A 22308-nucleotide genomic window follows, 5' to 3' on the forward strand; every position below is an offset into this window, starting at 1 on the left:
CACACCGTCATGGTGCGCAGTCGGCACCGCCACCGGGATGGGCCGACCGGTCCTACGGCCGGCCGATCGGGCCCTGTCCGGTCGTGGAGAGGGAGAAGTAGCTCTCCTCCTCCTGGGTGAAGTGCAGCCGCAGCACGGAGTGCAGGCCGTAGAGGCAGGCCCGCAGGTCGTCCAGCTGCTCCGGGGACAGGGCTCCGTCGGGGCCGGCCAGCGTGAGGTGGGTGGCGACGCGGTGGGCGAGCCGTTCGATCTCCGCGTGCGCGCGGCTCATGGTGGCGGTCGCCTCCGGGCCCCCGAGGGTGGGGGCGAGCGCCGGATACAACTGGTGCTCCTCGGCGTACTCGTGCGGCAGCAGCCGCTCCGTGAGCAGCCGGTGCACCTCGCGCACCGCGGCCAGGGACTCCGCACCCGCCCCGTCCGACAGCCGGTCGGCGGCGTCGCGCACGGCGTCCAGCACGTCCTGCAGGTCGTCGTGTTCCGCGGCGAAGCGGCGGATGAGGGCCTCCGTGGACGGCGACAGCACCGGCCGGCCCTGCCGGTCGTCGCGCAGCACCCGCAGGGCGTTGAGGATCACCGCCACGTCGATGCCCTCCTGCAGCAGCGCGCCGGCGGCCGGCGCCAGCAGACCGAAGGCGGCCGCGGCCATGGCGGCCAGCGACAGCGCCATGCCGCCGAGCGCGCTCTGCACGGCGATGCGCCGCGCCCGTACGGCGATGGCCCCGGCGTCGGCGAGCCGGTCCACCCGGTCGGTGGTCAGGACGATGTCGGCCGCCTCCGACGAGGCCGTGGAGCCCCGGGCCCCCATCGCCACGCCGATGTCCGCGGCGGCGAGCGCCGGAGCGTCGTTCACCCCGTCGCCCACCATGACGGTGACCGCGCGCTCGCGCTCCGCCCGGACCGCGGCGACCTTGCCGGCCGGGGTGAGTCCGGCCCGTACGTCGTCGAGGCCGAGGACGGCGCCCACCTCGCGCGCGGGGGCGGCACGGTCACCGGTGAGCATCACCAGCCGCCGGATGCCGGAGGCGCGCAGCCGGCGCAGGGTGCGCGGCGCGTCCGGACGCAGCGGATCGCGCAGCAGCACGGCTCCGACCGGGTCGCCGTCCACGGACAGCCAGGCCACCGCCGCCCCGTCCAGCAGCGCCCGGTTCTCCACCGACCGCGCCCAGTCCGGCGGCCGGGCGTCCTCCTCACGCCGGCCGATCGCCGTCCGGCGTCCCGCCACCGTGCCGGACGCGCCCCGGCCGGGCTCCTCCGACACGTCCGCGGGCACGGAGAGGCGAAGCCCGCGCTCGCGCGCCGCGTCGACCACGGCCTGTGCCAGGACGTGCGGGGAGTACTGGTCGAGCGAGGCCGCCAGCCGCAGCACCTCGGCGGGCTGCCACCGGGGCGCCGCGACCACGTCCAGGACGCGGGGCCGGCCGCTGGTGAGCGTGCCCGTCTTGTCCAGCAGCAGGGTCCTGGCCCGGCCCAGGTTCTCCAGCGCCCCTCCGTCGCGGACGACCACCCCGAGCCGCGAGGCCCGGGACAGCCCGGAGACGACGGCCACCGGCGCCGCCAGCAGCAGCGGACACGGCGTCGCCACCACCAGGACGGCCACCGCCCGCACGGCGGAGCCGCTGGCCAGCCAGGCCACCCCCGCGACCGCCAGGGACAGCGGCAGGAACCAGGCCGCGTACCGGTCGGCCAGCCGCACCACCGGGGCCGACTCCGCGCCCGCCTGCCGGGCCAGCCGCACGATCCCCGCGTAGGTGCTGTCCTCCTCCACCGCGGTGGCGCGCAGTTCGAAGGCGTCGCCGCCGTTGACCACGCCGCTGCGCACCGTCTCGCCCCGCACCCGCCGCACCGTGAGGGGTTCACCGGTGAGCGCCGACTCGTCCAGCACGGCGGGCACGTCGGCCACCCGGCCGTCCACGGGCACCACTTCGCCGGGGCCCACGACGAGCAGGTCGCCGACCGCGACCTCGCTGGAGGGGACGGTGTTCACCTCGGTCCCGGTCCGTACCCGCGCGGTGCGCGGCGCGCGTTCCAGCAGCGCCCGCAGATCGTGCGAGGCGCGCCGCTGCGCCGCCGCCTCCAGGGTGCGGCCGGAGGCCAGCATCAGCGCGATGAGCGCTCCGGCGAGGTACTCGCGCACGGCCAGGGTGCCGCCGAGCGCGAGGACGGCGATCAGATCGACGCCGGCGTGGCCGTGCCGGAGGGCGTCGAGCACCCAGCCGACCGCCGGGAGCACGGCGGCGGCCGTGCCCAGTGCCCAGCACAGGTCGGCCAGGCCGGGAGCGCCGGCGAGCCGGCAGACGCCGCCCGCCAGGAGCGCGGTCGTGGTCACGGACAACAGGACGGACTCGGGCGTCGGCGGCACGAACAGGGCCGTGAACAGCCGGCGCAGCTGCTTCTTCGCGGTGACGGTGGTCATGACGGGCTCGCTCGGCCGGTGCGGGTCAGTCGTGGGGGACGACGGCCACGGGGCACGGCGCATGGTGCAGGGCGGCCTGCGCGACCGGGCCGAGCTTCCAGGTGAGCGGCGACGGGTGACGCCGTCGGCCCAGGACCGTGAGCATGCCCTGCGCGGAGGCGGTGAGCAGCACCTGCGCCGCCGGGCCGCGGGCGACATGGTCCACGACGTCGATGCCGGGGAACTTCTGCCGCCACGGTGCGAGCGCGGCGGCCAGCCGGCCGTGTTCGTCCGTCTCGTAGCCCTCGTCGGCACGGCCGACCGGCGGATGCGTCACCAGGGACGACACCGGCAGCGCCCGCACCGCGCGCACCCGCGCGCCGTGCAGGTCGGCGGAGGTGAAGGCGAACTCCAGCAGCGGGGCGGAGGCCGGCCCGGCCTCCCGCACGCCGACGACGATCTCCTGCCGGTCGGCCGCGGCCGGGCGCCCCCAGCCGCTCTCCACGGCGGGATCGTCGGCCCGTACGGTCACGGTGGGGCACCGGGACAGGCCCAGGACGTGCAGGCTGATGGAGCCCAGCACGAAGCCGGTCAACGGCCCGTGTCCCTGGGAGCCGAGCACCAGCAGCGACGCGGTGCCGCTCGCGTCCAGCAGGGCCTGCGCCGCGTCGACCGGGACCAGCTCCGTCACCAGGTCGAGATCCGCGTACCGCTCCAGCAGTTCGGACTGCGTCCGCTGCAGGATCTGACTTCCCCGGCGCTGCCTGGCGAGGGCCTTGCGGGCGGCGGGCACGTCGAACGGCCGGCTGGTCCAGGAGTGCAGCAGCAGAAGCGGCAGATGCCGGTCCGCGGCCTCGCGCGCCGCCCACCACGCGGCCGTGACGCTCGCGGGGGCGCCGTCGAGTCCGACGACGACGGGTCCGGTCATGGCACACCTCCACTCTCCGCGCGGCGTCCGCCGCGCAAGGTGCCTCCCATCTCCAGGCTGGCCGCGGCACGAGCGCCGGGGCAGGGCCGGACGGTGCGCCATTGGGCCCGTACGGCCCACTGCGGCCGGTGGTCCGCGGCCCGACGCTGAGGGGCGTCAGGGGAGGCGGGGGCCGTCCCGCCGGAAACGGCGGGCACGGTCCCCGCCGCACGATGCCGTTCCGGCCGGGCCTCGCACCCGAGCCCGCCCGGAACGGGCCGACGGCGGGAGGACTGTCATGAACGGGCCGGTCGTGGTGGGGGTCGACGGTTCGCCGTCGAGCCTGGCGGCGGTGGAGACCGCGGCACTGGAGGCCGAACGGCGCGGTACGGAACTGCACTTGGCGCACGCCCTGGCCTGGGCGACGGCGCGCGTGCAGCCCGGCGTGCCGCCCTGGGACCCGGACGGCGCCGCACTGCGCGACAGCCTGAACGCCAGGCTGAGCGAGGCCGAGCGGCGCGCCCGCAAGGCCGCACCGCACGTGACGGTCACCAGCGACGTCCTGCTGGGCGACGCGGCCCGGGTGCTGGAGACGGAGTCGCGCAGCGCGTCGCTCACCGTGGTGGGGGACCGGCGGGCGATCGGACTCACCGGCCGGCTGGCCGCCCACGGACGCGTCCCGCTGCTGGTGGTGCGCGGCCGGACACGGCGGCACGGCCCCGTGGTGCTGGCCGACGCCACCTCGGCGGACGCCGCCGAATTCGCCTTCGCGGAAGCCGCGGAGCGCGGCGCCGAGCTGCTGGTCCTGCGCACGCGGGCGCAAGCCCTGCGACGGCCGCTGACCCGGCTGCGGAAGAAGTACCCCGGCGTCAGCGTCCGGGACCGGCGCACCCGGCGCCGCAGCGGACACGCGCTCGTCCGGGCGAGCGCCGGCGCCCAGCTGGTCGTCATAGCGTCCCGCCACCGGTCGCTGGAGCTGGCGCCCGGCTCCCCGGGCCGCACCCTCGTGGGCCGCGCCCACTGCCCCGTCGCCGTGGTGCCGGACCGGGCCGCCCGACCGTGAACGGGGCGGACCCCTCCGCCGGCGCGGCGGACCGAGGGCCGTCCGGCCCTCAAGTCACCGCCGGTCAGCCCATGGGGCCCCGCACCGTTCCGCCGGACGCTCGAAGAGAACAGACACCTGGAGGAGATCCGCGATGACGGACGACAAGCCCAGTGGCCCCCCGGTCCATGCCCTGCTGGCGGACGGCACCACCGTGTGCATCCGTCCCGTGGCGCCGGGCGACCACGGCCAACTGCAGGGACTGTACGAGGAGATGTCCCCGGAGAACCTGCGGCTGAGGTTCTTCGGCGTGAGCCGGCGCTCGGCCGAGATGGCCGCCGACCGCGCCTGCGCCGCCCCGCATCCCGGATACCGTGCGCTGCTGGCCGAACGGTCGGGCCAGGTGATCGGTCTCGCCGAGTTCGACACCGGCGGCTCGGGCACCGAGGCCGACATGTCGATCGCGGTCGCCGAGGGGCTGCACCACCGCGGCGTCGGCACGCTGCTCGTCGAACACCTCGTCTCCGCCGCGCGCGCCGAGGGCGTCACCGCCTTCACCGCCGACGCGCTGAGCGAGAACCGCGAGGTGCTCCGGCTCTTCGCCGACCTCGGACTGCGCACCGCCCGCCGCTTCGAGGGCCCCGAGGTGCGCTGCACCATCGAACTCACCCAGAACGACACCTACCTCACGGCCGTGGAGGAGCGCGGGCGGGCCGCCGACGTGGCCAGCCTCGAACCGCTGCTGCGGCCGAGGACCGTCGCCGTCATCGGCGCCGGACGCACACCGGGCTCGGTGGGCCGGGCGATCCTGCACCATCTGAAGGCCGGCGGCTACACCCGGCGCGTGTTCGCTGTGAACCCCGCCGCCACCTCCATCCTCGGCGTGCCCTCCCACCCTTCGGTCAGCGCCCTGCCCAGGACCCCCGACCTCGCCGTCGTCGCCGTACCCGCGGCGGGCGTCGCCCCCGTGGCCGAGGAGTGCGGCAAGGCCGGCGTGCGCGCCCTGCTCGTGGTCACCGGCGGCCTCGACGCCGACCAGGTGCGGGCCCTCGTGTCCGCCTGCCGCACCTACGGCATGCGCATGGTCGGGCCGAACTGCCTGGGCGTGTCCAACACCGACTCCCGGCTGCGCCTGGACGCCACCTTCGCCGCCGGCCACCCGCGCCCCGGCACGGCCGGCGTGGCGGTGCAGTCCGGCGGCGTCGGCATCGCCCTGCTGGACGGGCTGTCCCGGCTCGGCATCGGCGTGTCCACCTTCGCGTCGCTGGGCGACAAGTACGACGTCAGCGGGAACGACATGCTCCAGTGGTGGGAGAGCGACCACCGCACCGACCTGGCGCTGCTGCACCTGGAGTCGTTCGGCAACCCGCGCGCCTTCTCCCGGACCGCCCGCCGCGTGGCGCGCCGCATGCCCGTGCTGACCGTCGACGCCGGACGCACCGACGCGGGCCGCCGCGCCGCCGCCTCGCACACCGCGGCCGCCGCCACCCGCACCATGACGCGCGGCGCGCTGTTCACGCAGGCGGGCGTCACCGCCACCCGCTCGGTCGGCGAACTCCTGGAGACCGCGGCCCTGTTGCACTCCCAGCCGCTGCCCGCCGGCGGACGCGTCGCGATCGTCACCAACGCCGGCGGAGCGGGCGTGCTCGCGGCCGACGCCTGTGCCGAGGCCGGGCTGATGCTGCCGGCGCCCACGCCCCGGCTCGTCGACGACGTGCTCGCCGTGCTTCCCGAAGGCGCCGCCGTCGGCAACCCCGTCGACGCGAGCGCCGCCGTCACGGAGGAGCAGCTCGCGGACTGCGTCGACCTGATCATGCGCAACAGCGGAGTCGACGCCGTGCTCGTGGCCCTCGTCCCCACGGCGGTGGCCGCGGCCACGGGCGACGACCTCGTCCGCGCGATCACCCGCGCTCCCGCGCGACGGACCAAGCCCGTCGCCGTCATCCGGCTCGAACAGGCCCTGCCGGTCGAACTGCTGCAGGCCGGCGGCGGCACCGTCCCGTCCTACGCCGAACCCCACGCGGCGGCACGGGCGCTGGCCCACGCCGTCCGGCGCGCCGACTGGCTGGCCCGGCCCGCCGGCACCGTCCCCGCGCTCGACGGCGTCGAGACGACGCGCGCCCACGCCGTCGTCGAGGCCTACCTCGACGCCCACCCGGACGGCGGCTGGCTCGACCCGCGCACCTGCGCCGCGCTGCTCGGCTGCTACGGCATCCGGCAGTCGCCGTGGGCCTGGGCCGAGACCGAGGACGACGCCGCCCTCGCCGCCGACCGGCTGCGCGGCGCGGACGGCCGCGTGGTGATGAAGGGGTACTGGCCCGGCCTGCTGCACAAGACCGTCGAGCACGCGGTCCACCTCGACCTGCGGGGAGAGTCCCAGGTGCGCGCCGCCTTCCGGGACCTGGAGACGCGCTTCGCCGGCCTGCTGACCGGCGTGGTGCTCCAGCCGCTCGCCGACCGCGGCACCGAACTGTTCGCCGGCGTGGTCCAGGACGAGGTCTTCGGCCCGCTGGTGCTGTTCGGTCTCGGCGGCACCGCGACCGAGGTGCTCGCCGATCACGCGGCGCGGCTCGCCCCGCTCACCGACCACGACGTGCACGACCTGATCACCGCCCCGCGCTGCGCCCCCCTTCTCTTCGGGGCGGACGGCACACGGCCCGTCGACCTCGAGGAGCTCGAACGCCTGCTGCTGCGGCTGTCCCGGATGGCGAGCGACCTGCCGCAGCTGGCCGAGGCCGACTTCAACCCCGTCCTCGCGGCCCCGGGAGGTGTCACCGTGCTGGACGCACGGGTGCGCCTGGTGCCGCGCAGGCCCCACGACCCGTATCTGCGCCGACTCCGCTGAGGAGGGACAGTCATGAAGCACAACAAGGTCGGCTCCGTGATGACCACGGAGGTCGTCCGCGCCGAGTACGGCACCCCGTTCAAGGAGGTGGCGCGCCGGCTCGGCGAGCACCGCATCAGCGGACTGCCGGTGGTCGACGAGGACGACAAGGTCATCGGAGTGATCTCCGAGACCGACCTGATGGCCCGCCAGGCGGACACCCCCGATTCCTTCGAACCGAAGAAGCGGTCCCGGCTGGCCGGCCTGACACGGAGCGCCAGGAGGCACGCCGCGAAGGCCGGCGCGCGCACCGCCGGCCAGCTGATGACCGAACCGGCCGTCACGGTGTACGCGGACGACACCATCGTGGAGGCGGCACGGACGATGGTCCAGCACCGCGTCGAGCGGCTGCCCGTGCTCGACGAGGCGGACCGGCTCGTGGGCATCGTCACCCGCCGCGACCTGCTGACCGTCTTCCTGCGGCCCGACACGAAGATCCGCACCGAGGTGATCGAAGAGGTGCTGGTACGGGCCCTGTGGCTGCCGCCGCGCAGCATCGACGTCTCCGTGACCGAAGGCGTGGTCACGCTGGCGGGCCATATGGAGCGCAAGAGCGAGAAGGAGATCGCGCTGTCCATGACCCGGCAGATCGACGGCGTCGTCGCCGTGGTCGACAAGCTCACCTTCCGGCTGGACGACGCCAAGATCCAGCCCCAGCAGCAGGCCCTGCACGGCGTGGCCGACGACTGGCTGCGCCGGTTGTGAGAGGAGGCGGACCGCCATGCCTGCCCATGTTCTGGTCGCCTACGGGACGACGAACGGATCGACCGCCCAGATCGCCGAGGCCGTGGCCGAGGTCATGGCCAAGGCGGGGCTCGCCGCCGAGGCGCAGCCGGCCGCCTCGGTCGACGGCGTGACGCGCTACGACGCGGTCGTCGTCGGCGGAGGGCTGTACGCCGGGCGCTGGCACAAGGACGCCCGCCGGTTCGTGCGCCGCAACCGCCGCGCACTGGCCGAGCGCCCCGTGTGGTTCTTCAGCAGCGGCCCGCTGGACCCCTCGGCGTCCGAGAAGGACATCCCGCCGGTGCCCGGCGTGCGGCGTGCCATGGACCGGCTCGGCGCCCGCGAACACGTCACCTTCGGCGGCTGCCTGCAGGAGGGCGCCAAGGGACGTCTGGCCCGGATGCTGGTGCGCAACGGAAAGGGCGGCGACTTCCGCGACTTCCCCGCGATCGAGGCGTGGGCCGCGCGGGTCGCCGGCGAACTGATCGGGGAGCGGGAGGACCGCTGACCCGCACGGCACAACTCCCCGGAGGGAGGCGCATCATGAGTTTCCGTGAGATCCCCACGATGACGGCGGAGGCGGCGCTGTACCTGATCGCCACGATCCTGGCGTTCTTCTGCCTCGGGCTGGTCGCCTCGGTGATCGGTCTGCCGCTGGTCCCGCTGCTGGTCCCGGTCATCGTCGCGCTGGTCCTGCTGGCCCGGCGCCTGGGCCGTGGCCACCACCCTCCCGCCGCCAAGGCGTAGCCCGCCGCGGCATGCGGGACCTGACGGCGGGCCGAACGGCCCGCACGTACGACCCGTACCGGACGACCCCGGCGCGACGATCGTGCCGGGGTCCTCGTGCCGGGGGCCGGTGTCAGCGGTTCACGGTCAGCGGCACGGTGTCGACGGTCACGGGCCGGCCGTCCGCCGGCGACATGAAGTACGCCGTGAGCAGGCCCGGTCCGGTGCGGGCGGCCTTGTAGGGGAAGGTCACGTCGAAGGTGCCGCGGGTGCCCGTGCCCGACGTCGCCCTGACCTGGACGTCGGCGGCGGTGTGCCCGGCGGTGTCGGTGACCTTCAGCCGGAACTCGGCCTCGAAGGTGTTGGCGCTGCCCCGCACCCGCACCGGGGTGCGGACGGCATCGCCGATCAGCGGGGACTCGACCAGGACGGCGGGGGACACGTTCTCGAAGTCGGCGCGGCCCACCGGGCCGTCGAGCACGATGCCCTCGCCTCCGAAGTGGTGCACGGGCCTGCCGTCCATCTCGAAGGCGACCTTGTGCACGGACGGGAAGCGGGTCACGGTGAACACGACCTGGGCCAGCCGTTCGCGCAGGGACAGGCTGCCGCCTCCGTCGTCGTAGCGGCCGGAGAGGTCGACGGTGGCCACGTGGTCGCGGATCACGAGTGAGCGCAGCCGTGTTCCGGACGGGACGGCGGTGGTGCGGCCGTGGCGGGCCTCGTAGCCGTTGGGGCCGTCGAGCAGGGCCCGTACGGCCGCGGTGGCGGTCGCGGGTGCGGTCACGGCGCGCGGGACGGGCGAGACCTGCTCGCCGTGCAGGAAGTAGACGGCCGTCCCGACGGTCTTCACCGACGTGCCGCCGGACCCGCCCGTGCCGGGCGCGGACGGCGTGGGCGCGGACGGCGTCGACGGGACGGACGTGAGGGGCGCGGGAGCGCCCGACGTGCCGCCCGAGGTGCCCGTGCCGGCGGACGAGCCGGAAGGACGGCCGCCGGGTGCCGCGGGCTGCGCTCCGCAGGCGGTGAGGGCGAGGGCCGGGAGCGTCAGCGCCGTGGTGAGCAGGGCGGCGCGGCGGTGCCGGCGGGCGCGGGCGACGGACCATGGCTGGCAGGACATGGCAACCTCCTCCGACCCTTCCAGCGAACCGCGCGCCGGCCGCCGCCGGAAGTGCCGCACGGCCTGCCCCGCAGGGCCGGACGGCCGCGCCGCCCGCAGCCGTTCGGGGCCCGGGGCCACGGCTGCCCGCGCGTGGTCCGCCCGGCGGCCGGTCCGGGAGCGGCCGGCCGGTGCCACGGCCCAAGCAGGGTCGCTGAGCCCGGGCAGGCGGGGTCGGACGGCCCATGTGCCAGGGCGCGGCGCACGGCGACGCTGGAGGTGAACGTTGAGCGAAAGGCGGGATGCATCATGTCGGTGACCCACGTCAAACCGGGCCGTGCCGCCCTTCACCTGGCCCGCGCCGCCTCGCTCGCGCCCTCGCCGCACAACAGCCAGCCCTGGTTCTTCGTCGAGGAGGGCCACGACCGCGGTTTCGAGGTGCACCTGGACGGCGGCCGCCGGATGGTGCTGACCGACCCGTTCGGCAGGGAGGCCGTCATCGCCTGCGGGGCGGCCCTGTTCAACGTGCGGGTCGCCGTGCGGCATCTCGGCTTCCGGCCTGTCGTCGACCTCCTGCCGGACCCCGCCGACTCCCACTACCTGGCCCGCGTCGGCTACGCCGCCCACCTGCCGAGCACCCCCGACGAGGCGCTGCTCGTCCAGGGGATGCACCGCCGCCGCACCCACCGGGGCCGGTTCGGTGCCGAGCCGGTCGCGGACGAGCTGCTGGCCGGTCTGCACGAGCAGGCCCGGGTCGAGGGAGCCACCCTCCAGATCGTCGACGACCCGGAGCAGCTGGCATTCCTGGCCGAGCTGGTGCGCACCGCGGAGGACACGCACCGCGCGGACATCGGGCATGCCGGCGAACTGGCGCGCTGCGTGGGCCCGTACGGCATGCCCGTCGAGGTCTGCCGCCACCACCCGGACACCACCCTGCTGGTCGGCCGCGCGTACCTGCCCCGGGCCTGCCGGCGCCGGGTCTCCGTCCGCAGCCGCTCCGCCGGCACCGGCACCGTCGTCGTCCTGTCCACGCCCCACGACCGCCGCACGGACTGGCTGCGTTCCGGGCAGGCCCTGCAGCGCATGCTGCTCCACGCGGCGGCCCACGACGTGATGGCCGCCTTCCACACGCAGCCCCTCGAACTGCCCGCACTGCGCGCCCGCCTGCGCACGGACGTCACGGCCGGCCGGTACCCGCAGGCCGTCCTGCGCCTGGGGCACGTGCCGCAGCGGCCGACGTGGTGCACACCCCGGCGCCCGCCCGTACAGGTACTCGTCCGCGACGACGCCCCGGCGCGGTGGTGACCATGCCCCGGGCCGGGAGCGGACGGCGGGGCCGGGTGCGGTGGTGGCGTCTGCGCCGCAACCCCCTCAGACGCCGCAGCTACCTCGTCGAGGCGTGGCTGCTGTTCGCGACCGGGCTGCTCGCGCTGGGCGGGGCGATCGCCGCCGGTGTGCTGACCGCGCACGCCGTCCAGCGCGACCTCGACGGCGTGAGGGCCGGCCGGCACCAGGTGCCGGCGGTGGTCACCCAGGGGGTGCGGCCGGCCCCGGCCGTCGACGGCATGGACGGCGGCGGGGTGTGGGCCCACGTCCGCTACACGGCGGCGGACGGCACGACCCGCACGGGCCTCGCCCGGGTCGACTCCGCCAGGAGCAGGACCGGCAGCACGACCGCGGTGTGGCTGGACGCGCGGGGCAACCTCGTGCGTGAGCCCGCGACGGCCGGCGAGGCGGAGTTCCAGGGGGCCGTGACGGGCGCGGTGGCCGCGGTGGCCGCGGGCGCGGCGGTGATCATGATCAGCTGGTGCGCGCGCGCCCGCATGGACCGGCGGCGGCAGGAGCAGTGGGACATGGAGTGGGCCCTGATCGACCCGCGGTGGGGCCGCAGGACCGGCTGACGGCAGCCCGGGAGGACCCGCTCACGGGAGCCCGGGAGGACCGGCCGACGACCTTGCCTGCCCCTGCCGCGACGGCCTTGCCTGCCCGGTCAACCGTCAGCAGATACGCGGCAGTTGCTCACCCAGCGGCATCTCCACGATCCGCCGGGCGCCCACCAGCGTCCGCAGGGTGACCCGCCCCCGCGGCCCCTGCGGCAGCACCTCGCCGATCCGCACCGCCTGCGCCCCCTCGGGAAGCGACCGCATCGCGGCCAGCGCCGCCTCGGCCGCGCCGGCGTCGACGAACGCGACCAGGCAGCCCTCGTTGGCGACCACCATCGGGTCCAGGCCCAGCAGGTCGCAGGCGGAGGCCACCGCCTCCGGCACCGGCACGGCGTGCTCCTCGACCTCCACCGCGGCGGCGGAGTCCCGGGCGATCTCGTTGAGCGCGGCCGCCAGCCCGCCCCGGGTCGGATCGCGCAGCACATGGACCGCCTCGCCGAGTGGGGCCAGGGCGCGCACCAGCCGGTGCAGCGGACGGCTGTCCGAGGCGATGTCGCTCTCGAAGCCGAGCCCCTCACGGGTGCTCAGCACGGTCGTGCCGTGCAGGCCGATCGGCCCCGACAGCAGCACGGCGTCGCCAGGGCGGGCCGACGCGGCCGACGGGCACAGCAGTTCGTGCCGCTGCCCGATGCCGGTGGTGTTGACGAAGAGGCGGTCGGCGGCGCCGCGCCCGACGACCTTGGTGTCCCCGGTGATCACGGGGACGCCCACGTTCTGCGCGGCCTTGCCCAACGACACCATGACGGACCGCAGTTCGGCCAGCGGCAGCCCCTCCTCGACGATCAGGGACACGGACAGCGCCAGCGGCCGCGCACCGCGCATGGCCAGGTCGTTGACCGTGCCGTGCACGGCCAGGGACCCGATGTCCCCGCCGGGGAAGAACAGCGGGCTGACGACGAAGCTGTCGGTGCTCATCACCAGACTCGGATGGGCGGGCAGCAGCGCGGCGTCCTCCAGCGGGCCCGTGCCGCCGCCGACCGCGGGCAGCACCAGGCCCTCGAGCAGCTCCGCGGTGAGGCGCCCGCCGGCACCGTGGCCCAGCAGGACGACCTCGTCCTCGTGGTTCGGGGTGGGGCATTGGATGCTCATGGCGTGCTCCTCGCGGGAGTGCGGCCGGCCGCGTGGAAGGCGGCACAGGTGCCCTCGGACGACACCATCGGCGCGCCCAGCGGATGGCGGGGTGTGCAGCGGGTGCCGTACGCGGCGCAGTCGGTGGGCAGTTTCGCCCCGGTCAGGATGGCGCCCGCGATGCACGCCGCGTCCTCGACGGGCCGCAGACCGCCCACGTCGAAGCGGCGGGCGGCGTCGAACCGCCGGTATCGCTCGGCCAGTTCGAGTCCGCTGCCGGGCAGCTCCCCGATGCCGCGCCAGGCCCGGTCGGTGACCTGGAAGACCTGGCGGACGGCGTCCTGGGCGGCGGTGTTGCCGGACCGGCGCACGGCCCGCACGTACTGGTTCTCCACCTCGGCCCGCCCGGCCTCCAGCTGCCGTACGGCCATCAGGATGCCCTCCAGCAGGTCCAGCGGCTCGAAACCGGTGACCACGATCGGCACGCCGTGCCGGGCGGCGATCGGCTCGTACTCGGTCCAGCCCATCACCGCGCAGACATGCCCGGCCGCGAGGAAGGCCTGCACCTCGCAGTCGGGGTCGTCGAGCAGGGCCGTCATGGCGGGCGGCACGAGGACGTGGCTGACCAGCATCGAGAAGTTCGCCAGACCGAGGCGGGCGGCGTGCAGGACGGCCGTCGCGTTGGCCGGGGCGGTCGTCTCGAAGCCGACGGCGAGGAAGACCACCTCCCGGTCGGGGTGGTCGGCGGCCAGGCGCACGGCGTCCATCGGGGCGTACACCACGCGAACGTCCGCGCCGCGCGCCCGCAGCGACAGCAGGTCGGTGTCCGTGCCGGGCACGCGCAGCATGTCGCCGAAGCTGGTGAGGGTCACACCGGGCCGGGCGGCGATCGCCATCGCCCGGTCCAGGGTCTCCAGCGGGGTGACGCAGACCGGGCAGCCGGGGCCGTGGATCATCCGCATCCCGGCGGGCAGCAGTTCGTCGATGCCCTGGCGGACCAGGGTGTGGGTCTGACCGCCGCACACCTCCATGATCCGCCAGGGCCGGGTGGCCGTGGTCCGCAGCTCGTCCAGGAGCCGCCGGGCGAGGACGGGATCGCGGTACTCGTCGAGGTACTTCATCGGTGCGAGAGGTCGAGCCGGACGTCCACGACCCCCTCCACCGCTCGCACCGCCCGCGCCACCACGGGCACGAGCGTGCGGTCGGGCAGGACGCCGCCCAGGGTGACCACACCCTCGGACACGCTCACGGTCAGGGGAGCGACGACCGGGAGCTGACCGAGCACGCCGCGCCGGATCTCCCCGGCGATCTCCTCGTCGTCGCGCAGGAACACCTTCAGCAGATCGCTGCGGCTGACCACGCCCTGGAGCAGGCCGACACCGTCCACGACGGGCAGCCGTTTGACGTGCCGGTGGGCCATGATGCGGGCGGCCTCGGCCAGCGAGGCGTCCGCGTGCACGGTCACGGCGGGGGCGCTCATGAGCTCGCCCGCGGTCACCGCGCCGGCCTTGCGCCGCTCGCCCGCATCCCCCTCCTCGGTGTCCCGGAACTCCTCCTTGGCCATCAGATCGGCCTCGGACACGACCCCCACGACCCGGCCCTCGCCCGCCAGGACCGGTACGGCGCTGACCTTCCACTGGTCGAGCAGCTCGACGATCTCCTTGAAGGGCGCCTGGCGGCCGACGGCGACGACGGTGTGCGTCATCACATCGCTCACGGTGTACGGAGATTCAGACATCGCAGCCTCCCGGACTGTCTGCCGAGGTACGGACGACCGTCAGGTCGAGGAAGTGGGTGGAGCACGAGATGCACGGGTCGTGGTTGCGGATCGCCCGCTCGCACAGAGCCGTCAGCTCGGCGTCGTCCGGGTCGCGTTCGCCGATCGCGCGCTGCGTCGTGCGGCGCAGGTCGTCCTCGATCGCGGCCTGGTTCTGCGCCGTCGGCGGCACCATCACCGCTTGCGTCACGATGCCGTCGGCGTCGAGTTCGTAGCGGTGGTACAGCAGCCCCCGGGGCGCCTCGGTGGCGCCGTGCCCGACGCCCGCGACCGGCGGCACCTCGGTGTACGGGCGCGCGGGCGGCTCGTAGGCGTCGATGATCCGCAGCGCCTCCGAGACGGCGTACACCGTCTCCACGGCCCGCACCAGGATCGACCGGAACGGGTTGCGGCACACCGCGCCCTCGCGCGGGTCGCCCAGCCCGGCCTCCGCGGCGGCCTGCAGGGCCACCGGCGACAGCCGCGGGCCGTTGATCGCGAACCGGGCCAGCGAGCCCGTGAGGTGGAGCCGGCCGTCCAGCCGCGAGTGCAGCGCGGTGGAGTGCCGCACATGCGTCTCGGTGACGTGCTCGGTGAACTCCCGCACGGGGAAGGAGCCGGTGCCGCCGTCCGCGCGCAGCACGGTCGGGGTGCCGCCCTCGATGGCGTACGTGTCCGGGGCGGCCAGCGCCAGCAGGTCCGCCCGGACATCCGCGTCCGGGAACTCGAAGCCGGCCACCCAGCGCACGGTCTGCCACGCGTCGTCCAGCGCCTGCTTCAGCTCCTCGCGCACGGGCCGCAGTTCCTCGCGCGTCGGCACCCGGTGGAAGCCGCCCAGCCGTACGTTCACCGGGTGCACGGCCCGGCCGCCGATCAGCTCCATCAGGGAGTTGCCGGCCTTCTTCAGCCGCAGCCCCCGTTCCACCTCGGCACGGTGGGTGCGGGCCAGCTCGATCGCGCTCGCGCGGCCCAGGAAGTCGGGCGCGTGCAGCAGATAGATGTGCAGGACCTGGCTCTCGATCCACTCGCCGCAGTACAGCAGCCGGCGCAGGTCCCGGATCACGGGGTCCACCGTCACCCCGCACGCGTCCTCGATCGCCGCGCACGCGCTCATCTGGTAGGCCACCGGGCAGATCCCGCACACCCGCGCCGTGATGTCGGGCGGCTCGGTGTACGAACGGCCGCGCAGGAACGCCTCGAAGAAGCGGGGCGGCTCGTAGATCTCCAGCCGTGCCTCGGTGACGGTGCCGTCGTGCACGTGCAGGCGCAGCGCACCCTCGCCCTCGACCCGCGACAGCGAGCCGACGTGCAGCATCCGCGATCCGCGATGGGTCACTTGTTCAACTCCTCCTCGAACGCAGCCGTGTTGAAGGTGTGCAGAAGCCGCACCACGTCCTCGTCGTCGAGGCCGTCGCGGCGCAGCAGCGGGATCAGGGCGGGCAGGTTCACCGACCCCGACGGGCCGAAGCAGCCGAAGCAGCCGCGGTGGTAGGCGGGGCACAGCGCCCCGCACCCGGCGTGCGTGACCGGCCCCAGGCAGGGCGTTCCGTGGGCGACCGTGACGCAGACCGTGCCGCGCCGCTTGCACTCGAAGCACACGCTGTGGTTCGGCACGTCGGGTTTGCGTCCGGCGAGGAAGGCGGTGATCACCTCGATGAGCTGTCGGCGGTCGACCGGGCAGCCGCGCAGCTCGAAGTCGACGTCCACATGGGCCGACACGGGCGTGGAGGTGGCCAGCGTGGAGATGTACTCGGGGTGCGCGTACACGGTGCGCCGGAACTCCTCGACGTCCGCGAAGTTGCGCAGGGCCTGGATACCGCCCGCCGTGGCGCAGGCGCCGATGGTCACCAGGTGGCGCGAGGCGGCACGGACGGCCCGGATGCGCTCGGCGTCCGCGGCGGTGGTGATGGAGCCCTCGACCAGGGAGAGGTCGTAGGGCCCGGGGGCCACCGCGCTGGACGCCTCCAGGAAGTGCGAGATGTCCACCTCGGCGGCCAGCGCCAGCAGTTCGTCCTCGCAGTCGAGCAGGGTGAGCTGGCAGCCGTCGCAGGAGGCCAGCTTGAACACGGCCAGCCTGGGCCTGGGCCTGGTCGTCGTCGTGGCCATCTCACAACTCCCTTGTCGCGAGCAGCGGTTCGGCGCGCGTCCAGTCCACCACCGGGCCCACCCGGCACAGCAGCAGCGGGCCGAGCTGGCAGTGCCCGCAGTGCCCGGTCGCGCAGCGCATGTTCCGCTCCAGCGAGACCTGGATCCGCTCGGCGGGCACTCCCCGCTGGACCAGGTCGCGGGCCGTGGCCCGGATCATGGGCTCGGGGCCGCACACGAACGCCGTCGTCTCCTCCGGCTCGAACCGCGCCCGCCCGAGCAGCTGGGTGACCACGCCGACGTCCCCGCGCCAGTCCGCCTCGGGCCGGTCCACCGTCACGCCGGTGAACGCCGTGGCCCAGCCCGCCACCTCCGCGCGGGCGATGAGATCACCCGGGGTCCGGGCCCCGATCAGGACGTTGACGCGCCCGTACGCGCCCGGCCGGGCCAGCACGCCCAGGATCAACGGCCGCAGCGGGGCGAAACCGATGCCGCCCGCCACGATCACGACGTCCCGGCCGTGTGCGCGTCGCGCCTCCCAGCCGGTGCCGTAGGGGCCGCGGATGCCGACGACGTCGCCGACCCGGGCCGCGCACACCCCGTCGGAGACCGCGCCGACCGAGCGGACGGTGTGCGCGAGACCGCCGGTGGCCTGCACGGAGCTGACCGACACGGGAATCTCGCCCCGTCCGAAGGAGTGCACCATCGCGAACTGTCCCGGCAGGAAGTCGGGCAGCGCCGGGCCCACCGGTTCGAACCGGAGGGTGACCGTGTCCACGGTCTCCGCCCGGCGGGCGACGACCCGGTGCGGTACCGGCAGCGCGGTCATCGCTCGTCCTGCGTGGCGTGGATGCCGTACGCCCCGGGGGTTCCGTACAGGTCGACCATCCGGGTGCGGGCCGCGTTCAGCCGGTGGGCGAGCACCCGCCCGACCCAGTGCTCCACCGCGCGCCCGAACGCGGAGTCGTCCAGGCACATCAGGCGTACGGCGACGGCGTCGAACTCGTAGGCCCGCAACGGGGTCACGGCCACGGCGCCGAGCTGCCAGACGTACGGCTCGTACAGCCACGACCAGCCGAGCAGGTCGCCGGCGCCGAGCGTCTCGACGACCGGTGAGCGGCGGCCGGGCACATGCATGTCGAGGGCGGCCGTGCCGTTGCGGAGGATCCAGAACCGGTTCGCGTGGCCGCCCTCCTCGAACAGCCGGGTGCCCTGCGCGAAGGCGGCCTCGCGGCCGACGCGCAACAGGCGCTCGCGGTGTGCCACGGGCAGGGCGTGGTTCATGCGCAGGGCCATCGAAGGGGGCATCAGTCCGACTCCGTTCCGCGTTCGGTCTCCAGGGCCGCCACTTCCTCCGTGATGTCGATGCCGGCCGGGCACCAGGCGATGCAGCGCCCGCAGCCGACACATCCGGACGTGCCGAACTGGTCGTACCAGGTGGAGAGTTTGTGGGTGAGCCACTGCCGGTAGCGGCTGCGGGGCGATCGGCGCACCGGCCCTCCGTGCAGATGGGAGAAGTCCAGGTCGAAGCAGGAGTCCCAGCGCTGCCACCGCTCGGTGTGGTCGCCGGTCAGGTCGGTGACCTCCTCCGTGGTGGTGCAGAAGCAGGTGGGGCAGACCATCGTGCAGTTGCCGCAGGTCAGACAGCGTTCGGCGACGTCGTCCCAGCGTTCGGCGTCCAGGCTCGCCCCCATCAGGGCACGCAGGTCGACCGGAGGCAGCGAGCGGCCCATCCGCTCACGGGCCGCGTCGACCGCGCCGCGGGCGGTGGACTCGGTGGCCGGGTCGGCCGGACGGGACGGGACCTGGTCCAGCAGCCGGGCACCCTCCGCGCTCCCGACGCGGACCAGGAACCGGTGCCCCTCCTCGTCCACCACCTCGGTCAGCGCCAGGTCGTAGCCGGGATCGGCGGCGGGCCCGCCGCCCATGGAGACGCAGAAGCAGGTCGCACCCGGTTCGGTGCACTCGGCGGCGATCAGCAGCGCCCGCCGGCGCCGCTCGCCGTACCCGTCGTCCTCGTACCGGCCCCCGGTCAGCACGCGGTCCTGGACGGCGATGGCCCGCAGGTCGCAGGGCCGGACACCGAGGAAGGCGTACGACGGCGCCTCGGCCTCGTGCGCGGTGAACGACACGTCTCCCTCCGGCGTCCGGTCGGCGCTCCACAGCTGCTCGCGCGCGGGATGCAGGAAGTTCTTCCAGGACTGCGGCCCCGCACTGTGCGCGAAGGCGGCCCCGTCCCGGCGCGGCACCAGCCGGTACCGGCCGGCCTCGAGCTCGACCCCCCAGCCGTACGGCAGCGCGTCCGCCGAGGTCAGTTCGGCCAGGACGACCGCCCCGTCGCGCACGGTCGGCCCCACCACGGTCCGCCCGTCCGCCACGAGTGCCTTGACCAGGGCACCGAGCCCGTCCCGATCGAGCACGGCCGGGGCTGCGTCCATCACGTTCCTCCTCGTCGCTCGTCCACTCCCAGCGTCCGGCCGAGCCGATCGGGGACGGCAGGGGCCGACCGGCCCAGTGACCAAGCCGACCGGACCCCAGCCGTCCCGACGAGCGCTCGGGGACGTGACGCCGCGCGGCGCGCTACGGCAGTGGCTCGCCCAGTTCGCCCTCCACCGCCCCGGCCATCGCCCGCAGAACCGACAGGGTCCTGTGCGCCTCCGCCTCGTCCACCTCGGTGATCGCGAAGCCCACGTGCACGATCACGTAGGAGCCCACACCCGCCTCGGGAGTGCATCCCAGACACACCTCGCGCCGTACCCCGCCGAAGTCCACCGTCCCCATCCGCAGCCCCGCGTCGTCGTACACCTCCACGACCCGCCCCGGGATGCCCAGACACATGCGCGCTCACCCCTTCCCGGCCAGCCGTGCGCCGGCCACCGCCGCCTGTCCGAAACTGACGCCGCCGTCCCCGACCGGCACCTGGCCGCCGACCAGCACCCGCAGCCCCTGCGCGCGCAGCCGCCGCTTCACCTCCGTCAGCAGCCGCCGGTTGACGAAGCAGCCCCCACCGAGACACACCGTGCGCGGCGCGCCCTCGGCCACCGCCCGGCCCACGAGTTCCGCGGTCACGATCCCGAGCGTCAGATGGAAGGCGGCCGCCAGCCGGGGCACCGGCTCCCCGTCCAGCCGCCGGCGCAGCAGATCGGCCAGCGTCGTGGTGGAGTCGTAGACCCACAGGCCCCGCTCCCGCACCACCCGCTGCTGCAGCGGTGCGGCCCGCTCCGTACCGGCCGCGGCTTCCAGCAGGACGGCCGCCTCACCCTCGTAACCCGCCCGGTCGCACAGGCCCAGCAGCGCGGCGACGGTGTCGAAGAGCCGGCCGGCGCTCGACGCGCGCGGGCAGTTGACGTCGCGCGCGACCATGGCGCGCACGCCGGCGACCTCGGCCGGATCGAGCCGGTCGGTGAAGGGCCGGGTGAGCCACGGATACGGGTGCGGGGTGCCCAGCGTCTCGGCGCCGTACAGCTGGCCCAGAGCGGTACGCGAGGGATGGCGTACCGCCGCGTCGCCGCCGGGCAGGGGCGCGGTCGCGAACCTGCCCACGCGGCGGTAGCCGCTCAGGTCGGCGACGAGGATCTCGCCGCCCCACAGGGTGCCGTCGTCACCCAGCCCCAGCCCGTCGTAGGCCACGCCGAGGAACGGCCCGTGCACCCCGTGCTCGGCGGCGCAGGCCGCCACGTGCGCGTGATGGTGCTGCACCGGGACCAGACGCAGCGACTGCGCCTTCGCCCACCGCGTGGACAGGTAGCCGGGGTGCAGGTCGTGGGCGAGGGCCATCGGTTCGATGCCGGTGAGCCGCTTGAGGTGGGCGTACGAGGCCAGGAACGCGTCGTGGGCCGTGGCGTCGCCCAGGTCGCCGAGGTGCGGTCCGAGGTGGGCGCGGCCGTCGGCGGCCAGCGTGAACGTGTGCTTGAGCTGGGCGCCGACCCCGGCGACGGGCGCGCCCGTCGCCAGCGGCAGCGCGGCGGGGGCCAGTCCGCGGGCCCGCCGGACCGTGATCCGCGTCCGTCCGGTGAACTGCACCACGGAGTCGTCGTAGCGGGACCGGACGGGCCGGTCGTGGGTGAGGAAGCCGTCGGCGACGGTGGCCAGCGCGCGCCGGGCGTCGGCGTCGTCCACGGCGATGGGTTCGTCGGCGAGGTTGCCGCTGGTGACCACCAGGGGACGGGCCAGGTCGTCGAGGAGAAGGTGGTGCAGACCGGTGGTCGGCAGGAAGAGGCCGACGCTCGTCAGGCCCGGGTGGATCTCCTGGGCGAGCGGGTCGGCGCCGCTCGGGCGGCGCCGTGCGAGCAGCACCACCGGACGTTCCAGGGAGGCGAGTGCTTGTTCCTCGCCGGAACCGACCCGGGCCAGCCGGGCGGCCGCCGGCAGGTCGCGGACCATGACGGCGAACGGCTTCGTGGGCCGGCGCTTGCGCCGCCGCAGCTCCGAGACGGCGGCCGGATCACCCGCGTCGCACACCAGCTGATAGCCGCCGATGCCTTTCAGCGCGACGATCCCGCCCGCGGCGACGGTCTCGACCGCCGCCCGAAGCGCCTCCTCGCCCCGCAGGTCCTCCCAGGCCACCCGCGGACCGCAGACGGGGCAGGCGACGGGTTCGGCGTGGAAGCGACGGTCCGCCGGATCGGCGTACTCGGCCGCGCACCGCGCGCACAGCGGGAAGCGGCGCATGGTGGTGCGGATCCGGTCGTAGGGCAGGTCCTCGATGATCGTGGCGCGCGGCCCGCAGTCCGTGCAGTTGATGAAGGGGTAGCGGTGGCGGCGGTCGCGCGGATCGCGCAGTTCGGCCAGGCAGGCCCCGCAGATCGCGGCGTCGGGCGGTATCTCGCGCGGCGCCGTGTCCGCCCCCGCGGGCGCGCTGTGCCGCACCTGGAACCCCGGCCCGTACGCCGGCTGTGCCGCCTCGCCGGTCAGCCGGACCCGGCGCACCCGGGCGAGGGCCGGCGCGTCGGCGCGCAGCCGGACGGCGAACTCGTCGATCGCGTGCGGCGGTCCGGCGACCTCGCCCTCCACGTGCCCGTTGACGTTGGCCACCCAGCCGTCCAGGCCCAGCGTGGACGCCGTGCGGTACACGAAGGGCCGGAAACCGACGCCCTGGACGATCCCCTCCACACAAAAGCGCCGCACGGTCATGCCGGCCTCCCGGCGGCCGGCCGGTGCCGGGCGATCTCCCGCTCGACGGCCCGCGCGAGCGGTTCGACGGCCGCCGCCACGGCCGGGGAGAGACCGGTGCCCAGCGAGCTGTCGGCGCCCTCCACGGCGTAGACGACGAGGCGGCGGGGCAACCTGCCGAGCGCGCGGGCGAGTTCGACGGCCTCGCCGAGTCCGAGGCCGTGCGAGCTGGTGGTCGACGACTGCGCCAGCAGACCGCCGTCGAGCTCCAGGCGGTGCACCCGGCCGGGCGTGCCCGGGTGCGCGTGGGCCGCGTCCACGACCACCGCGAGGTCCGCGTCCTCCCACAGCCCGATCAGCCGTCCCGGATCGCCGTCGCAGGTGGCGTGCACGCTGCCCGGCGGCAGCGGCGCTCGCGCGGCGCGCTCGCGCAGCCGGGCGAGCACGGCCCAGCCCACTCCGTCGTCGCGCCGGAACTCGTTGCCGACGCCGATGACGGCGATCCGTGTAGGTGTCCCCATGGTCCTCACGGTGCGCCGGAACCGCCCAGGCCCACATGGGCCGAACGACCCCA

At 75.1% G+C, this 22308-nt stretch carries 21 protein-coding genes; 7 read left to right on the plus strand and 14 right to left on the minus strand.

What is annotated here, in order from left to right:
• Positions 1–52: 52 nt before the first annotated feature.
• Positions 53–2413, minus strand: a complete 2361-nt coding sequence (locus ACIRPX_RS01510) for a heavy metal translocating P-type ATPase (RefSeq protein ID WP_404187234.1) — start codon at positions 2411–2413, stop codon at positions 53–55.
• Positions 2414–2438: 25 nt separating this feature from the next.
• Positions 2439–3320 carry a universal stress protein gene (locus ACIRPX_RS01515; RefSeq protein ID WP_404187235.1) on the minus strand — a complete coding sequence of 294 codons (882 nt, stop codon included), beginning with the start codon at positions 3318–3320 and terminating at the stop codon, positions 2439–2441.
• A 277-nt stretch (positions 3321–3597) separates the two neighbouring features.
• Here ACIRPX_RS01515 and ACIRPX_RS01520 point away from each other — a divergent pair, with 277 nt between their 5' ends.
• The 5 genes from ACIRPX_RS01520 (at position 3598) to ACIRPX_RS01540 (ending at position 8695) form a co-directional block, all read left to right on the plus strand.
• Entirely contained in the window at positions 3598–4362 is a 765-nt protein-coding gene (locus tag ACIRPX_RS01520) for a universal stress protein (RefSeq protein WP_404187236.1), read from the plus strand.
• A gap of 133 nt (positions 4363–4495) precedes the next feature.
• A complete protein-coding gene (locus ACIRPX_RS01525) occupies positions 4496–7186 on the plus strand; it encodes a GNAT family N-acetyltransferase (RefSeq protein WP_404187237.1) in 2691 nt (896 codons plus the stop codon).
• A 12-nt stretch (positions 7187–7198) separates the two neighbouring features.
• A complete protein-coding gene (locus tag ACIRPX_RS01530) occupies positions 7199–7930 on the plus strand; it encodes a CBS domain-containing protein (protein WP_404187238.1) in 732 nt (243 codons plus the stop codon).
• A 16-nt stretch (positions 7931–7946) separates the two neighbouring features.
• Positions 7947–8456, plus strand: a complete 510-nt coding sequence (locus ACIRPX_RS01535; RefSeq protein WP_404187239.1) for a flavodoxin domain-containing protein — start codon at positions 7947–7949, stop codon at positions 8454–8456.
• 35 nt (positions 8457–8491) lie between these two features.
• Entirely contained in the window at positions 8492–8695 is a 204-nt protein-coding gene (locus ACIRPX_RS01540) for a hypothetical protein (RefSeq protein WP_404187240.1), read from the plus strand.
• A gap of 112 nt (positions 8696–8807) precedes the next feature.
• Here the strand turns inward: ACIRPX_RS01540 and ACIRPX_RS01545 are convergent, their stop codons facing one another.
• Positions 8808–9791, minus strand: a complete 984-nt coding sequence (locus tag ACIRPX_RS01545) for a GerMN domain-containing protein (RefSeq protein WP_404187241.1) — start codon at positions 9789–9791, stop codon at positions 8808–8810.
• Positions 9792–10079: 288 nt separating this feature from the next.
• Here ACIRPX_RS01545 and ACIRPX_RS01550 point away from each other — a divergent pair, with 288 nt between their 5' ends.
• Together ACIRPX_RS01550 and ACIRPX_RS01555 are read left to right on the plus strand one after the other, a co-directional pair.
• Complete coding sequence (locus ACIRPX_RS01550) at positions 10080–11075, plus strand: Acg family FMN-binding oxidoreductase (protein WP_404187242.1); 996 nt, start codon at positions 10080–10082, stop codon at positions 11073–11075.
• Between the two features lie 2 nt (positions 11076–11077).
• Positions 11078–11671, plus strand: a complete 594-nt coding sequence (locus ACIRPX_RS01555) for a hypothetical protein (RefSeq protein ID WP_404187243.1) — start codon at positions 11078–11080, stop codon at positions 11669–11671.
• A gap of 96 nt (positions 11672–11767) precedes the next feature.
• Here ACIRPX_RS01555 and hypE read toward each other — a convergent pair whose 3' ends face one another.
• The 11 genes from hypE to ACIRPX_RS01610 all read right to left on the minus strand — a co-directional run bounded on the left by hypE (position 11768) and on the right by ACIRPX_RS01610 (position 22255).
• Positions 11768–12802 (minus strand): hydrogenase expression/formation protein HypE, encoded by a 1035-nt coding sequence (gene hypE / locus ACIRPX_RS01560; protein ID WP_404187244.1) that lies wholly within the window; start codon positions 12800–12802, stop codon positions 11768–11770.
• Positions 12799–13902 (minus strand): hydrogenase formation protein HypD, encoded by a 1104-nt coding sequence (hypD, locus tag ACIRPX_RS01565; protein ID WP_404187245.1) that lies wholly within the window; start codon positions 13900–13902, stop codon positions 12799–12801. Before hypD ends, hypE begins: the two co-directional genes overlap by 4 nt.
• Positions 13899–14519 (minus strand): CBS domain-containing protein, encoded by a 621-nt coding sequence (locus tag ACIRPX_RS01570; RefSeq protein ID WP_404187246.1) that lies wholly within the window; start codon positions 14517–14519, stop codon positions 13899–13901. The genes hypD and ACIRPX_RS01570 overlap by 4 nt, the downstream gene beginning before the upstream one ends.
• Positions 14512–15873, minus strand: a complete 1362-nt coding sequence (locus ACIRPX_RS01575; RefSeq protein WP_404187247.1) for a Ni/Fe hydrogenase subunit alpha — start codon at positions 15871–15873, stop codon at positions 14512–14514. The genes ACIRPX_RS01570 and ACIRPX_RS01575 overlap by 8 nt, the downstream gene beginning before the upstream one ends.
• Complete coding sequence (locus ACIRPX_RS01580; RefSeq protein WP_404187248.1) at positions 15870–16643, minus strand: oxidoreductase; 774 nt, start codon at positions 16641–16643, stop codon at positions 15870–15872. The genes ACIRPX_RS01575 and ACIRPX_RS01580 overlap by 4 nt, the downstream gene beginning before the upstream one ends.
• Position 16644: 1 nt before the next feature.
• Complete coding sequence (locus ACIRPX_RS01585; protein ID WP_404187249.1) at positions 16645–17451, minus strand: FAD/NAD(P)-binding protein; 807 nt, start codon at positions 17449–17451, stop codon at positions 16645–16647.
• Positions 17448–17930, minus strand: a complete 483-nt coding sequence (locus ACIRPX_RS01590) for a Crp/Fnr family transcriptional regulator (RefSeq protein ID WP_404187250.1) — start codon at positions 17928–17930, stop codon at positions 17448–17450. Before ACIRPX_RS01590 ends, ACIRPX_RS01585 begins: the two co-directional genes overlap by 4 nt.
• Positions 17930–19060, minus strand: coding sequence for a 4Fe-4S dicluster domain-containing protein (locus ACIRPX_RS01595; RefSeq protein WP_404187251.1), 1131 nt, complete (start codon positions 19058–19060; stop codon positions 17930–17932). Before ACIRPX_RS01595 ends, ACIRPX_RS01590 begins: the two co-directional genes overlap by 1 nt.
• 142 nt (positions 19061–19202) lie before the next feature.
• Entirely contained in the window at positions 19203–19460 is a 258-nt protein-coding gene (locus ACIRPX_RS01600; protein ID WP_404187252.1) for a HypC/HybG/HupF family hydrogenase formation chaperone, read from the minus strand.
• A gap of 6 nt (positions 19461–19466) precedes the next feature.
• Positions 19467–21755 carry a carbamoyltransferase HypF gene (hypF, locus tag ACIRPX_RS01605; protein WP_404187253.1) on the minus strand — a complete coding sequence of 763 codons (2289 nt, stop codon included), beginning with the start codon at positions 21753–21755 and terminating at the stop codon, positions 19467–19469.
• Positions 21752–22255: a hydrogenase maturation protease gene (locus ACIRPX_RS01610; protein ID WP_404187254.1), complete on the minus strand. Its 504-nt coding sequence runs from the start codon at positions 22253–22255 to the stop codon at positions 21752–21754. Before ACIRPX_RS01610 ends, hypF begins: the two co-directional genes overlap by 4 nt.
• Positions 22256–22308 lie beyond the last annotated feature (53 nt).

Source organism: Streptomyces sp. NPDC101225, assembly GCF_044767585.1.
Taxonomy (GTDB): Bacteria; Actinomycetota; Actinomycetes; order Streptomycetales; family Streptomycetaceae; genus Streptomyces.

What these genes read in the sequence shown, in the direction of transcription:
- ACIRPX_RS01525 (WP_404187237.1), top strand. Translation starts at nt 4,496, where the DNA reads ATGACGGACGACAAGCCCAGTGGCCCCCCGGTCCATGCCCTGCTGGCG.
- ACIRPX_RS01520 (WP_404187236.1), top strand. Translation starts at nt 3,598, where the DNA reads ATGAACGGGCCGGTCGTGGTGGGGGTCGACGGTTCGCCGTCGAGCCTG.
- ACIRPX_RS01570 (WP_404187246.1), bottom strand. Translation starts at nt 14,519, where the DNA reads ATGTCTGAATCTCCGTACACCGTGAGCGATGTGATGACGCACACCGTC.
- ACIRPX_RS01545 (WP_404187241.1), bottom strand. Translation starts at nt 9,791, where the DNA reads ATGTCCTGCCAGCCATGGTCCGTCGCCCGCGCCCGCCGGCACCGCCGC.
- hypE (WP_404187244.1), bottom strand. Translation starts at nt 12,802, where the DNA reads ATGAGCATCCAATGCCCCACCCCGAACCACGAGGACGAGGTCGTCCTG.
- hypF (WP_404187253.1), bottom strand. Translation starts at nt 21,755, where the DNA reads ATGACCGTGCGGCGCTTTTGTGTGGAGGGGATCGTCCAGGGCGTCGGT.
- ACIRPX_RS01595 (WP_404187251.1), bottom strand. Translation starts at nt 19,060, where the DNA reads ATGGACGCAGCCCCGGCCGTGCTCGATCGGGACGGGCTCGGTGCCCTG.
- ACIRPX_RS01585 (WP_404187249.1), bottom strand. Translation starts at nt 17,451, where the DNA reads ATGACCGCGCTGCCGGTACCGCACCGGGTCGTCGCCCGCCGGGCGGAG.
- ACIRPX_RS01540 (WP_404187240.1), top strand. Translation starts at nt 8,492, where the DNA reads ATGAGTTTCCGTGAGATCCCCACGATGACGGCGGAGGCGGCGCTGTAC.
- ACIRPX_RS01530 (WP_404187238.1), top strand. Translation starts at nt 7,199, where the DNA reads ATGAAGCACAACAAGGTCGGCTCCGTGATGACCACGGAGGTCGTCCGC.
- ACIRPX_RS01600 (WP_404187252.1), bottom strand. Translation starts at nt 19,460, where the DNA reads ATGTGTCTGGGCATCCCGGGGCGGGTCGTGGAGGTGTACGACGACGCG.
- ACIRPX_RS01510 (WP_404187234.1), bottom strand. Translation starts at nt 2,413, where the DNA reads ATGACCACCGTCACCGCGAAGAAGCAGCTGCGCCGGCTGTTCACGGCC.
- ACIRPX_RS01610 (WP_404187254.1), bottom strand. Translation starts at nt 22,255, where the DNA reads ATGGGGACACCTACACGGATCGCCGTCATCGGCGTCGGCAACGAGTTC.
- ACIRPX_RS01590 (WP_404187250.1), bottom strand. Translation starts at nt 17,930, where the DNA reads ATGCCCCCTTCGATGGCCCTGCGCATGAACCACGCCCTGCCCGTGGCA.
- ACIRPX_RS01515 (WP_404187235.1), bottom strand. Translation starts at nt 3,320, where the DNA reads ATGACCGGACCCGTCGTCGTCGGACTCGACGGCGCCCCCGCGAGCGTC.
- ACIRPX_RS01550 (WP_404187242.1), top strand. Translation starts at nt 10,080, where the DNA reads ATGTCGGTGACCCACGTCAAACCGGGCCGTGCCGCCCTTCACCTGGCC.
- hypD (WP_404187245.1), bottom strand. Translation starts at nt 13,902, where the DNA reads ATGAAGTACCTCGACGAGTACCGCGATCCCGTCCTCGCCCGGCGGCTC.
- ACIRPX_RS01535 (WP_404187239.1), top strand. Translation starts at nt 7,947, where the DNA reads ATGCCTGCCCATGTTCTGGTCGCCTACGGGACGACGAACGGATCGACC.
- ACIRPX_RS01580 (WP_404187248.1), bottom strand. Translation starts at nt 16,643, where the DNA reads ATGGCCACGACGACGACCAGGCCCAGGCCCAGGCTGGCCGTGTTCAAG.
- ACIRPX_RS01555 (WP_404187243.1), top strand. Translation starts at nt 11,078, where the DNA reads ATGCCCCGGGCCGGGAGCGGACGGCGGGGCCGGGTGCGGTGGTGGCGT.